At 42.2% G+C, this 12,857-nt stretch carries 10 protein-coding genes; 1 reads left to right on the top strand and 9 read right to left on the bottom strand.

From position 1 onward, the window contains the following. Nucleotides 1-6: 6 nt before the first annotated feature. The gene (locus ABMQ40_RS01735; protein WP_370895888.1) at nt 7-1,329 is read right to left on the bottom strand and encodes a rhamnogalacturonan acetylesterase; all 1,323 of its coding nucleotides are present in this window, start codon (nt 1,327-1,329) and stop codon (nt 7-9) included. A gap of 9 nt (nt 1,330-1,338) precedes the next feature. After that, nucleotides 1,339-2,718 carry a rhamnogalacturonidase gene (locus ABMQ40_RS01730; RefSeq protein WP_370895886.1) on the bottom strand — a complete coding sequence of 460 codons (1,380 nt, stop codon included), beginning with the start codon at nt 2,716-2,718 and terminating at the stop codon, nt 1,339-1,341. A 285-nt stretch (nt 2,719-3,003) separates the two neighbouring features. Here ABMQ40_RS01730 and ABMQ40_RS01725 point away from each other — a divergent pair, with 285 nt between their 5' ends. Further along, nucleotides 3,004-4,032 carry a LacI family DNA-binding transcriptional regulator gene (locus ABMQ40_RS01725; RefSeq protein ID WP_370895884.1) on the top strand — a complete coding sequence of 343 codons (1,029 nt, stop codon included), beginning with the start codon at nt 3,004-3,006 and terminating at the stop codon, nt 4,030-4,032. Between the two features lie 72 nt (nt 4,033-4,104). On the opposite strand, the gene ABMQ40_RS01720 is transcribed toward ABMQ40_RS01725, so the two are convergent. The 7 genes from ABMQ40_RS01720 to ABMQ40_RS01690 all read right to left on the bottom strand — a co-directional run bounded on the left by ABMQ40_RS01720 (nt 4,105) and on the right by ABMQ40_RS01690 (nt 12,851). Next, a complete protein-coding gene (locus ABMQ40_RS01720) occupies nt 4,105-5,718 on the bottom strand; it encodes a UxaA family hydrolase (RefSeq protein ID WP_370895882.1) in 1,614 nt (537 codons plus the stop codon). A gap of 6 nt (nt 5,719-5,724) precedes the next feature. After that, nucleotides 5,725-7,191, bottom strand: coding sequence for a tagaturonate reductase (locus ABMQ40_RS01715; protein ID WP_370895880.1), 1,467 nt, complete (start codon nt 7,189-7,191; stop codon nt 5,725-5,727). Nucleotides 7,192-7,194: 3 nt separating this feature from the next. After that, complete coding sequence (locus ABMQ40_RS01710) at nt 7,195-8,721, bottom strand: MFS transporter (protein ID WP_370895878.1); 1,527 nt, start codon at nt 8,719-8,721, stop codon at nt 7,195-7,197. A 242-nt stretch (nt 8,722-8,963) separates the two neighbouring features. Continuing rightward, nucleotides 8,964-9,632, bottom strand: coding sequence for a bifunctional 4-hydroxy-2-oxoglutarate aldolase/2-dehydro-3-deoxy-phosphogluconate aldolase (locus tag ABMQ40_RS01705; protein WP_370895876.1), 669 nt, complete (start codon nt 9,630-9,632; stop codon nt 8,964-8,966). Nucleotides 9,633-9,634: 2 nt separating this feature from the next. Beyond that, complete coding sequence (locus ABMQ40_RS01700) at nt 9,635-10,642, bottom strand: sugar kinase (protein ID WP_370895874.1); 1,008 nt, start codon at nt 10,640-10,642, stop codon at nt 9,635-9,637. A 10-nt stretch (nt 10,643-10,652) separates the two neighbouring features. Beyond that, the gene (gene uxaC, locus ABMQ40_RS01695) at nt 10,653-12,050 is read right to left on the bottom strand and encodes a glucuronate isomerase (protein WP_370895872.1); all 1,398 of its coding nucleotides are present in this window, start codon (nt 12,048-12,050) and stop codon (nt 10,653-10,655) included. A gap of 18 nt (nt 12,051-12,068) precedes the next feature. After that, complete coding sequence (locus tag ABMQ40_RS01690) at nt 12,069-12,851, bottom strand: gluconate 5-dehydrogenase (RefSeq protein ID WP_370895870.1); 783 nt, start codon at nt 12,849-12,851, stop codon at nt 12,069-12,071. Nucleotides 12,852-12,857: the final 6 nt, after the last annotated feature.

The raw sequence follows: 12,857 nt of genomic DNA, 5'->3' as shown, positions 1-12,857 counted from the left end.
TTTTATTTAATTTCCGTCAGGTTTCAAAGCTTCCATGAAGGTACTTTCGGGCCAATGAAACTTTTCGGCAGCATCGGGTTTCTCCGGATTAAAGCCGGTATAGTTTTTTGAAATAAACTTCTTCAAAGGCAGGTTTTGCTCCGCTATACTTTTTATCACACATTTTGCCAGCTCATAGGCACCATAGGTATTAAAATGGGTATCATCCGCCAAAGCTTCCGGCTGATTGGGAAAGGACCCGGCTGGATAATATACGAATGCTTTCTTGGATAACTCCGGGCCCATCGCTTCAAACAGCTTTTTGCTCATCGTGTTTAAATCGATCAGGGATACTTTTTCTTCTTCTGATATTTCACGCATGGCAGAAGGGTAATCATCAAGCGTATTGACGATCTTGTTATTTTCATCAAAAACACGGCGGTTCATGGAGGTAACCAGAACCGGAACAGCTCCCAGTTGCCTTGCCTTGCGGATCCATTCTTTTAATCTTTTTCTGTATCCGGATCTGTTACTGCCCCCATATTTCTGGTCATTATGCCCAAACTGAATGAATAAATAATCTCCGGGCCTGATCCTATTCCAGATCTTATCGATCCGGTGACGGTCTTCAAAGGCTTTCAGCGTTTCACCACTTTCCGCATAATTGGCAACCACTACTTCACCGGGGATAAAAAAATAAGGCAGCATCTGCCCCCATGACGCCCAAGGTTCATACTGGGCGTCTACAACGGTGGAATCTCCCGTTAAATATATGGTTTTTGCTGTTTTGTTGGGCTGAATGGTTAATGCACAAACTTTCGGGGCTTTATCATTAAATTCTATCGTCAGCAAATGATCCCAGTGCAGGTATTTTTTTTCTCTCGGCTTTAGTTTTACAACTCCGATCTTATCTCCGTTCCGGTTCCGGATGATGCTGTCTTTCACGTGAACGGTTATTGTTTTTTCCACAATTTCCCCAGGTTTTGTTTCCAGATCATTCAGCAGCAAACGGCGGTTCTCCACGCGAACTGTCGTCTCAGAAGTGCCTTTGCTGTCACCCAGAATTAACCGGATATCATAATTCCCTTCAGGAACTGCCACCGAAAAGTAAAAAGGCTTATCACTGGTAATAAAATCTCCTGTTAAGGCATTTCCTCCCCTGTCCACTGTCTTTAAACGGGAAATATCCATGAATCCGTATCCGGTTTCCCGGTTGAATCCGGAATGTTCCGTAACGGCAATATAGCCAGCCTGAGTTCTGTTCCCTCCAAAATCAAACTTGAAAGTGTTCTGCTGGCCAAACAGTGCCGGACAACTTATCCAAATAAAAAAGACTATCCAGTTCTTCATAACGAGTCATCATTTTCGGGCTTTGTCAGAATCGTCTTTTTTGTCGTATGATTGGTTCAGAGACGCTACTTTGGTAACGCTTACATTAGTTTTCTTCGGATTCTTAATGGCATTCAAATTCTGTTCTTCAGGCTTTAAAGCTTTTATTTTCAGGTTTTCAAATGTAAAATCGGTCAGCTGGTACAGATCTGAAGCTTCAACGGCAAAAGCAGTTTCACAGCTGATGTCTATATTTTTCAGAACGATGTTATTGGCTAAAGAGGTTCTCGGCCTTTCTTCGCCTTTCAGATCAAAGAACTGGTTCCAGCCTTTAACATACAGGAACGTTTTAACATTTCCTGTAATATTTTCAATGGTAACATATTCGTAATGTTGCGGTGTGTCGGGCCTCATTTTCAGGTGCAGCAATCTTGAGGCACCATTCACCTTTGAATTGCGGAAAATGATATTGTAGTTGTGAATAGATTCACTTCCGCAGGTCAATGCAGAATGGCAAAACCCGAAATTGTTATCTTCAATAATGATGTTCCGGTTTTCACCATTTTCGGGGGCTTTATCGGCTTTCGGGCCTTTCCCTCCTTTCAGGGCAATGGCATCGTCATTAACGGACATATAACAGTTTTTGATTAAAAAATTCGTACACGCATCAATATCCACAGCATCCGTGCTCGGGGCTTTCACGGGGGCCTTTGGCGCCAAGATCGTAAGATTTAACAGCTTTACAAATTCACTTTTATAATAATGCGTACTCCAGAAAGGTGAGTTTTTTACGGTAATATCTTCAATCTGAATATTTTTGGAATTTGAAATATAGATAATACGGGGTCTCATTTCATCCATGTTTGTACATTTGGGATTCCATTCGCGTCTTTTCCAGAACGCTTTCCAAAAACGAAGCCCGTTCCCGTTAAGCGTTCCTTTCCCGGAAATGGTAAATCCGTCCAACCCATCTGCATTGATGAGTGCGGGGAAGTATTTTACGGTCTGTCCTTCCATTCTTGTTGTAACTACCGGATAATCGCTGATGTCATCACTTCCCTTGAGAACAGCTCCCTTTTCCAAATACAAATGGGTTCCCTGCTTGAAAAAGACAGAGCTTATCAGGAATGTTCCTTTCGGTACGATGATGACACCGCCCCCGTTTTTTGCAGCCAGGTCAATGACTGCCTGAACCTTTTTTGTCTGAAGGACCGTACTGTCATTCGTCACTCCGAAATCCGTAAGAATATATTTTTTCCCTAATTTGCTGATATCCGTAGGCTTGGTTTCTTTAAACCATTTTGGTACGGGTGTTCCGTCCGGAAACTTATCCTGGCTTTTTATTCCGGATGAAAAGAACAGAAGTACAAGCAGGGATAACAGAAGATCGGATGTATTTTGAAATTTCATAATTTTTTTATTCAGTAATGCTGAATTATTTAATTAAACGGTTACAAAAATAAAAATATACATTTTGAGGGCTTATGGTATCCTGCACTTTCATGCTGATTATTTTAAATGCTCCCAATCTGGGAATAGGCTTTATACCGTTTTCCGAAGAATCCGGCCTTTCACAGAATTAATCCGGATAACTTATAAATTGTGGTTTTTCCGTTATGGATATACTTTATTTGATTAAATTTACATCATAATAGTTGACTCCCATTTTCAAAGAAAAAACAGCAGAAAAGCAGTATGAATAAGAAAAGTGCCACGATATACGACATCTCAAAAAAGTTAAATGTAAGTGTGGCCACTGTTTCAAGAGCCCTGAATGACCATCCCAGAATAAGCGAGGCTACAAAAGATCTGGTGCGGAAAACGGCGAAAGAGATGAATTACAAGCAAAATAAGCTTGCAAAAGCCTTAAAAAGCGGAGAAACCAAAAACGTAGGAATCATTGTTCCTTACATTAATACGAATTTCTTTTCATCTGTGATCCGCGGGATCGAAGAAGAGCTCTCTCCGCACGGTTATCATGTAATTATCTGCCAGAGTCATGAGGATGTCAATATTGAGAAAAGACATTTAAACACTTTGCTGAACGCTCAGGTTGACGGGATTTTCATGTCTGTTTCAAAAACAACTATTGACACGGAACATATTCAGAATATTTTAGATACAAGCAATACGCCTATTATCTTTTTCGACCGTAAGAAAGATATTGCAGGCATCAGTACGGTAACCATCGATGACTACCGTGGCGGTTATATGGCCACCGAACACCTGATAAGGGAGGGCTACAAAAATATCTGCCATTTTTCCGGTGATCTGAACCTTGAAATCTATCAGAATCGTCTGAAGGGTTATAAACAGGCTTTAACCGATCATCATCTGCCTGTAAAAGAAGAAAATATCATCACAACCGGAAGTTCCATTGATGCAGGGATTGAAGCCATCAAAAAGCTGTGGGAAAAAAAATCCGTTCCGGATGCCATTTTTTCTTCGAGTGATTTTGCAGCGCTGGGAGCCTGCCAGGAACTGAAAAAGCGTAAGATTAAAATTCCTCAGGAAGTGGCTGTCATCGGATTTTCCAATGAGCCTTTCACTCAGTTCATGGAGCTTTCGATGAGCTCGGTAGATCAGACCCCGGTTACCATGGGTAAAATGGCGGGACAGGTTTTTTTGGAAAGTGTGAAAGAAAATGGTTCCGGAGTTTCTATTGAAAGGAAGGTGGTCCTGGCACCGCAGATCTGTATCAGGAAGTCGTCGAAAAGGAAGTAAAAGCAAAATGCTTCCCTCAAACGTGGAAAGCATCTTCTTCAACTCTAATATTTATATAATTAAAAACAATAATTATAAGCTTACACCTCTTCTCCAGGGGATAAAATCATTTTGATTAAGGATTGCGGCTTTGGTTTTAACCTCTCCACCGGCAACTTTTATGATAAACTCCAGCAATTCTTCTGCTTTTTCATCAATTGTTCTTTCCCCTGTGATCACATCTCCGGTATTAAAATCGATAATATCCGGCATTCTTTCTGACAGTGGAGTATTCGATGAAATTTTCACTACCGGGACAACCGGGTTCCCTGTAGGGGTTCCCAAACCTGTTGTGAATAATACCATGTTAGAACCGGACCCTACCAGAGCTGTTGTACATTCCACGTCATTTCCTGGTGTACACAGTAAATTCAGACCCGGCTTCTTAATGTATTCGGTAAAGTCAAGCACATCATTGATCGGTGAAGAGCCGCCTTTTTTAGCTGCTCCGGCAGATTTCATGGCATCGGTGATGAGTCCGTCCTTAATATTCCCCGGAGACGGGTTCATGTCAAATCCGGAACCTGCAGCTATAACTGATTTTTCAAAGTCTTTCATCAGCTGTAAAAATCTTTCTGCATCTTCTTCGTTTACACAACGGTTTGCCAGCTCCTGTTCTACCCCGCACAATTCCGGAAATTCGGAAAGAATGGTTGCACCGCCGATAGCGGCCATTAAATCTGATAAGCGTCCCAGAACCGGGTTTGCGGAAATCCCCGAAAAACCGTCTGAACCTCCGCATTCCAGACCTAAAACCAATTTGGAAATTGGTGCCGGCTTTCTTTCTATTTCATTAGCTTTTTTAATTGCTTCGTAGGAATCTTTGATAATCCCGCTCAGCATTTCATCTACTGTTCCCGATTTTTGCTGTTCGTAAATAATAACCGGCTTTTTATTGCCCGGACTGATTTTTTCCAACGCATCTTTAAAGATCTGGACCTGCAAGTTCTGGCAGCCCAAACTTAAAACCGTCGCTCCTGCTACATTCGGATTATTAACGTATCCTGCCAGTAATCTCCCCAGAGCCTCCGCATCCTGACGGATCCCGCCACAACCACCCTGATGGGTAATGAATTTAACTTCTATATTTTTAAATATTCTGTTATCCTGGTCTTCTTCAGGTACCGTTTCCGCTTCTGCATTATTGATCAGTGATCTCAGCAATAACTGATGTTTCGATGTCTTTTCAAATAAAAGCTCCTTTTCAAAAATATCTTTCAGGATTTCTACATTTCTGTTTTCACAAAAAACCAGCGGGAAAAATAACCATACGTTCCCTGTGCCTACCTGCCCGTCTTCGCGGTGATAGCCCATAAAAGTTCTGTCCTTCCACTTCTCCACATCCGGCGCTGTCCAGGAAGCGGTTTCTGTCCTACCTTCCACTTTTGCGCTTTGGTGTTTCACATTTTCAGTTGTGATCACCTCTCCTTTCCGGATAGGCTGGCTTGCTTTTCCCACCAGAACCCCGTACATGATAATGGGATCACCCACGGCAAGGTCATCGGTCACGAATTTGTGTTTCGCCTTCGTATCCTTTACAATATCGTAAGTAAGTTCTCCTAAAGTAACAGTCTCCCCTTGCGCCAGATCTACCAGTGCCACCGCTACATTATCCCCCGGATTTACTTTCAGTACTTTCTTTTGCATAATTTTTCACGAATAAAATTGGATAAAATTGTGATATGCTGTTTCCACACCGTTATGGTCTATTTCCCATAAAGCTTTTGCGGTTGCCTCTTTCAGGCCTTCAATCCGGGTAAGGTCCGTATCCCAGAAAGCAGTTTCACTTAAAGCCAGTTCCGCGATCTTCTCATACTCTTCGTTTGCCCATATTTCTCTAAATCTGGCAACAATTGATTCTTCATCATTTAGCGGTAAAGGTTTCCCCCCGAAACTTCCCTGATAAAATCTGATTAAGCCTGCCAGAGAGAAGGTTAAATTCAGCGGTAGCTTTTGATTAATTTCCACATATTTTAATAAGCTTGGAATAACTCTTACCTTAAATTTAGAGACAAAATATAAAGCGATACTCGACTGGTAGTGTTTGATGAAGGGATTTCTGAACCTGTCAAAAACCTCTTCAGCGAAATCTCTCAATTCAGCTTCATCTAAGCCCAGCGTTGGGTTCACTTCATTGAAAACCGTTTCTTTCAAAAATGTACCGATGAATGCATCATCAATAGATTCTTTTACCGTTTCTTTCCCTGATAATACGGCAGGGGCCAGCATCAGGGTATGGCCGCCATTCAGGATTCTTACTTTTCTTAAACGATACGGCCGGATATCATCAACCACCAGAATCTGCTCATTGATCTTATCAAAAGGGATTCTTTCCTTTAAATCCCCGGCTTCCTGGATCACCCAGAGCAAGAAAGCCTCGGAAACCACCATCATCTGGTCTTCATAATCCAACCGGTCTTCATAGGTGTGCGCATCATCCTTCGGATAGCCCGGAACGATCCTGTCTACCAAGGTATTATGAAAATAATTATTTTGTTCGATCCATTGCACAAAGTTATCATCCAGATTCCAAAGCCGGGCATATCTGATGATGATATCTCTTAAGGCAAAGGCATTATCTTCGATCAATTCGCAAGGTATGATTCTTAAACCTTTATCCGGAGCTCCGTGGAAATACCTGAATCTTTCATACAGCAAAACCGTCAGTTTCGCAGGGAAATTTTTATGGGGTCCCTGATAACTGTCCTCGGATTCATCGTATGCTATACCTGTTTCTGTCGTGTTCGAAAAGACAAATTCTAATTCTTCCTCTTTTGCCAGCTCCAGGAATCCGCCGTAATTTGTATAGGGGTTGATGGATCTCTGAATTGCAGAGATTATCTGTTTTGTATCAATGATCTCACCTTTTTTAATTCCTCTTGAAAAAAGCGTATACAGGTTGTCCTGCTCCTCCAGTTTATGAACAGAACCGCCCTGCGTAGGCTGGATGTTTACAATTCCTGCATTGAAGCCCGCTTCTTTGTTTAACCGATCTATCACATAATCTGTAAATCCTCTCATGAAATTTCCGCCGCCAAACTGTATGATTTTAACGGGAAGCTTTTCCCGGAAGCCGGTCAATTCACGATTTAATTTTTGTTTTGTTTGCTTCGCCATCATTTTTTACTTTATCACTTTATATTTTGGAACCAATATCTTCATAACGCTCCATGCAATCAGGTAAGCGACAGCACAGACTGAAAAAATGATCATATATCCCTTATCGATTCCGTCTGCCACAACGGCCCCTGATTTTTCCAGCTGTTCAAAAAATCCGTCCGGTAAACGACTGTTGATGTATTGAGGGTATCTTTCCAACAAAGGTATTCCGTCAACGGTTGTCCAGGCTTTATGAGCGTGGTCGAATAACAATCCTGAGGATTTATTGATCAGGAACGAACCGATTCCGCCTGCCATCCCGCCAATTCCGGTGATGGTGGCAATCGCTTTCTTCGGAAACATATCGCCCACTGTTGAGAAAATATTTGCTGACCAGGCCTGGTGCGCGGCTCCCGCGATACCGATGATCAGGACAGGCAGCCAGTATGTGACGGAGCCTAATGGCTGTGCCAGTAAGGCTAACAGAGGAAAAAACGCGAAAATCAACATGGCCTTCATTCTTCCGGCATAGGCGTTCATACCCTTCTTTTCCACAAAATATTTTGGAAGCCAGCCTCCAATGATAGACAGCAGGGTGATCATGTACAGAACGAACAGCGGCAACGCGCTTTCCGTAGAATCCATTTTGTAAACGGAACTTAAATATGCCGGCGTCCAGAAAAGGAAAAACCACCAGATCCCGTCTGTCATAAACTTTCCGAAAGCAAAAGCCCAGGTTTGTTTGTAGCTGAAGCATTCCTTAAAGGAGAATTTCCTCTCTGAAGCTTCAATATCTTCCATCCGCAGATCCTCCTGATCCTGCTGGATATAATTTAGCTCGTGCTCATTCACTTTATGATGTTCATGGGGCTTTTTGTAATAAAATACCCAGAGTCCCATCCACACAAATCCTAAAGCCCCAATAATGATGAATGCCCACTCCCATCCCATAGCACTCGCAATAAAAGGAATGGTGACCGGCGCTGCCAAAGCTCCCACTGTTGCCCCGGCATTGAAAATACTTGTTGCTAAAGCCCTGTCTTTTTTAGGGAAATATTCCGCCGTAGTCTTGATGGCTGCCGGGAAATTCCCTGCCTCACCAACAGCTAAAACGAAACGGGCAAAGATGAACAGCGTTACGCTTGTACTGATGACAGACCCTATATTGTCCACCGTTTTGATGGCTGCTTTTGATTCTTCAAAACCTACCAGCCAGTTCCCGGTCAGAACCCCTGAAGTAGCAATCCCACAAAAAGCATGTAATACTGCTCCTACGGACCATATTCCGATAGCCCAGAGAAAACCTTTCCTGGTATCCATCCAATCCACAAATTTCCCCGCGAAAAGCATGCTTACGGCATAGAAAATGGAGAATAAAGCTGTGATATTTCCATAATCATTGTTATTCCAGTGAAATTCCGGTGCAATGAAGTCTTTCCAGGTGAGTGACAACACCTGCCGGTCCATATAATTGATGGTTGTCGCAATGAACAGCAATACGCAAATCGTCCATCTGAAGTTACTTGGTTTCGAGGCTATTTCCTTTTTCATATCAATTTTTAATGATATCGATTTTCATTGATTTTAGGATGAAGAGATAAAAATCCCTTTCCATACTATTCGGCACAGATCTTTTGAGAACATTTTATTTAACCAAATGTGCTTTCTCCGTCCATCCGGGATAAGAAATGAAGCGTATAGCGGTATATTTTAAAAAACCGATCCAAGAGATTCCTTTCTTCCGGCTTAAGATATTCACTCAACTGACGGATCCACCTTAAGATTAAAAACAATCATCTCAATTCTTTAATAATCTGGATGGAATCCGCTACAGTTTCTGTAATTTTCCCGTAATCATATTCTCCATTATCATTCTTTACAAACAGCTGTGAACCTAATCCTACACAATATGCTCCTGCAGAGATCCATTGTGAAATATTTTCTTTCGTTGGCAGCACCCCGCCCGTCGGCATTATATTTGACCACGGCATGGGGCCTTTTACCGCTTTGATAAATTCCGGTCCGCCAACCTGTGTTGCGGGGAAGATCTTTACGATTTCAGCGCCCAGTTCTTCGGCATAAGAAATCTCGGAAACTGAACCGCAGCCCGGCATCCAGGAGATCTTTCTTCTGTTGCAGACCTTTGCTACATCAGGATTTAAAGACGGCGCAACGATAAAATCCGCACCATTCTGAATGTATAAGGAAGCTGTTCCGGCATCGACCACGGAACCGATTCCCAATATCATTTCAGGTAATTCCTTCGCGGTATATTTCACCAATTCCGAAAAGACTTCCTGAGCGAAATCTCCTCTGTTGGTAAATTCAAAAACACGGGCACCGCCATAGTAGCAAGCCTTTAGGATATTCTTGCCAACTTCCGCATCAGGGTGATAAAATACAGGAACGATGCCTGTTTCCTTTATCTTTAATGCAACTTCTATACGGGTAAATCTTGCCATATCTATCTTTTTATTCTTCCTCCTGAGTTTCCGTTCATCACTTCTAAAATATCTTCTGCGCTGCAATAGTTGATGTCACCCAGAATGGTGTGCTTCACCGCACAGGCTGCGTTGGCAAACTTTAATGCTTTTTCGTCACCAAAGTTGATCAGGCCATAGATCAGGCCTGCGGCAAAAGCATCTCCTGTACCGATTCTGTCAACTACAGGATTGATTTCCAGAAGTTCAGTTTCAAAATAATGATCATTCACCCAGGCTCTGCCCTGCGTTTGCTGGGAACTTGCCGTTACTCCGATCCTTATTTTGTCGAAAACCTTATGGATAGAAGGGATTTGTTGTTTTAATTCTTTGCAGGCTTCGATGAAACCTTCATAATCTGACGAGAAACGGGTTCCGAGGATCTCATTAATTTCATTCACCCCACCAATGAAAACCGTTGAATAAGAAACCAGCTCTTTCAGAATCTCATTTCCATTTTTACCATATTTCCAGAGGTTGGAACGGTAAGCGGGATCGGTGGTAACTTCAATTCCTGATTCGCGTGCTATCTGCAACCCTTTCTTCAACGTCTCATAGGCTGTTTCGGAAATCCCGGGACTAATGCCCGTCCAGTGGAAGTACCGGCAGCCTTCAAGAGCCTTTCTCCAGTCAACATCTTCAGGTTTAATATTGGCAAAAGAGCCGTTCAGTCTATTGTAAGCGATTCTGCTGGCACGAACCGACGAGCCTACTTCCAAAAAATACAGGCCTAAAGGATGTCCGTTCTTGCGGATAAAAGCGGTATCTATTCCGAAGCTTTTCACGAAGGAAACTGCCGATTCACCTACAAAATCATCAGAAACATTGCTTATATGCCTTACATCACATCCCATTGTAGCCAGTGAAGACGCCACATTAAGCTCTGTGCCCCCGAAAAAGAACTCCATTTCGTGGCTTTGCCTCATCGTTCTGTTCCCGGGTAGGGAAAGCCGCATGATAATTTCACCGAATGTGACTATTTTGCTGTTCATAACCTTTTAATTAAAAATCAAAATAATTTTTAGCATTATGATAACAAATATCAGAAATAATTTTCCCGACATGCTCCATATCATCAGGCAGTTCGCCGTTTTTCATTTCCTCACCGAAAAGGTTACACAATACCCTTCTGAAATATTCGTGTCTCGGGTAAGAAAGAAAGCTTCTCGAATCGGTTAACATTCCAACGAAGCAGCTGATCAGCCCCATGTTTGAGAGGGCGTTCATCTGTTTAATCATTCCGTCTTTCTGATCAAGGAACCACCATCCTGAACCGAACTGTACCTTTCCTTTGATGCTTCCGTCATTGAAGTTTCCTATCATGGTAGCAAAAACCTCATTGTCGGCAGGATTTAAATTATATAAGATGGTTTTCGTTAACTTGTCTTTTCCGTCTAATGTATTTAAAAACTTAGATAAAGTTTCAGCCTGAACGAAATCACCAATAGAATCCCAACCGGTATCAGGACCCAAAATCCTGTGCATTCTCTCGTTATTATTCCTTAATGCCCCCAAATGGAACTGCTGCACCCATCCAAACCTGTGATAGGTTTCACCTAAGAATAACAAAACAGCGGTTTTGAATTGGTTGACCTGCTTTTCAGCGATAACCTTTCCGTTTAATTTATCATTGAAAATGGCATTAACCTCCGCTTCTGTAGCTTCTTCGAAAGAAATATTATTCAATCCGTGATCGCATAACCGGCATCCGTTCTCATGGAAATATTCGATTCTTTTCAGTAAAGCATCGCATAATGCCTGATAAGAATTAATTTCAATTCCCGCCGATTCGCCCAGCTTTGCCATATAATCCGCAAAGTTGTGATTTTCAATTAAAATCGCTTTATCAGGCCGGAAGGCTGTACTTACTTTAATGCTGAAATCGCTTTTCGCGAGATCCTGATGGTAATTCAAAATATCCGTAGGATCTTCCGTTGTACACAGAGATTCTACATTCATCATCTTTAATAAGCCCCTTGTTGATTTTTCAGGGGTCTGAAGCTGGGCGGTGATGTTTTCATAAATTTCAGACGCATTGTCTTCATTCAGTAACTCATCAATTCCGAAATATCTTTTTAATTCCAGATGTGTCCAGTGATACAAAGGGTTTCTCAAGGTATACGGAACCGTTTTTGCCCAGGCCTGAAATTTTTCTTTATCTGAGGCATCTCCCGTGATAAATTTTTCATTCACACCTAATGTACGCATGGCTCTCCACTTGTAGTGGTCTCCCGCGATCCAGACTTTTGAGATATTTTCAAAAACCGTGTCCTCTGCAATATCTTTAGGGATCAGGTGATTATGGTAATCAATGATCGGTTGTTTTTCCGCATATCTGAAATATAATTCTTCAGCGTATTTATTTTGTAATAAAAATTGATCTGTAATAAAAGGTTTCATTCTGGTCTGATTCTGTTGTTATTCATTGGCAGGTTTTCCGATGGTTGCGAGGATTCCTCCGTCAACGTAAATGATCTGCCCGTTGATGAATTTACTTGCATCGGAAGCCAGGAAAATAGCCGTGCCTGCAAGGTCTTCAGGGTTGCCCCACCTTCCTTCGGGAGTTCTGCTGATGATAAATTCATTGAATGGATTTCTATCCACTCTGATGGGCTCCGTCTGGGAAGTCGCAAAATATCCGGGGCCTATCCCGTTCACCTGGATATTGTATTTTGCCCATTCTGTGGCCAGGTTTTTGGTCAGCATTTTCAGGCCGCCCTTTGCGGAAGCATATGCCACTACATTATCGCGACCCAGCTCGCTCATCATCGAACAGATATTGATGATCTTACCGGATCTTCTTTTGATCATATATTTCCCGACTAATTTGGACATGATAAAAGGCCCTGTAAGATCCACATCAATTACTTTTCTGAAATCTTCCACCTCCATATCAATCGCCGGAATGCGTTTTATGATGCCTGCATTGTTGACAAGGATATCTATCTTTCCATGGGTGGCTTCCATTAAAGCTACTTTCTGGCTGGCTTCCAGCTCATCCGTTACATCAAAAACATATCCTGTTGCCTTGTATCCCTTAGAATGATAATAGTGTAAAGCTTCTTCTAATTTTGACGGCGTTGTGCTTGTAATAGCCAACTCAGCACCTGCGGCGGCAAGACCTTCTGCCATTGCCATTCCTAATCCGTGAGTACCGCCTGTAACTACTGCTACTTTACCGGATAAATCAAATAAATTCATTAGAAA

Origin of the sequence: Chryseobacterium gossypii, from assembly GCF_041361455.1 — a bacterium.
Classification (GTDB): Bacteria; Bacteroidota; Bacteroidia; order Flavobacteriales; family Weeksellaceae; genus Chryseobacterium; species Chryseobacterium gossypii.
Note: the sequence above shows the minus strand (reverse complement) of the source record. Positions and strands in the feature narration are given on the sequence as shown.

What these genes read in the sequence shown, in the direction of transcription:
- ABMQ40_RS01735 (WP_370895888.1), bottom strand. Translation starts at nt 1,329, where the DNA reads ATGAAGAACTGGATAGTCTTTTTTATTTGGATAAGTTGTCCGGCACTG.
- ABMQ40_RS01700 (WP_370895874.1), bottom strand. Translation starts at nt 10,642, where the DNA reads ATGAACAGCAAAATAGTCACATTCGGTGAAATTATCATGCGGCTTTCC.
- ABMQ40_RS01715 (WP_370895880.1), bottom strand. Translation starts at nt 7,191, where the DNA reads ATGATGGCGAAGCAAACAAAACAAAAATTAAATCGTGAATTGACCGGC.
- ABMQ40_RS01725 (WP_370895884.1), top strand. Translation starts at nt 3,004, where the DNA reads ATGAATAAGAAAAGTGCCACGATATACGACATCTCAAAAAAGTTAAAT.
- uxaC (WP_370895872.1), bottom strand. Translation starts at nt 12,050, where the DNA reads ATGAAACCTTTTATTACAGATCAATTTTTATTACAAAATAAATACGCT.
- ABMQ40_RS01710 (WP_370895878.1), bottom strand. Translation starts at nt 8,721, where the DNA reads ATGAAAAAGGAAATAGCCTCGAAACCAAGTAACTTCAGATGGACGATT.
- ABMQ40_RS01720 (WP_370895882.1), bottom strand. Translation starts at nt 5,718, where the DNA reads ATGCAAAAGAAAGTACTGAAAGTAAATCCGGGGGATAATGTAGCGGTG.
- ABMQ40_RS01705 (WP_370895876.1), bottom strand. Translation starts at nt 9,632, where the DNA reads ATGGCAAGATTTACCCGTATAGAAGTTGCATTAAAGATAAAGGAAACA.
- ABMQ40_RS01690 (WP_370895870.1), bottom strand. Translation starts at nt 12,851, where the DNA reads ATGAATTTATTTGATTTATCCGGTAAAGTAGCAGTAGTTACAGGCGGT.
- ABMQ40_RS01730 (WP_370895886.1), bottom strand. Translation starts at nt 2,718, where the DNA reads ATGAAATTTCAAAATACATCCGATCTTCTGTTATCCCTGCTTGTACTT.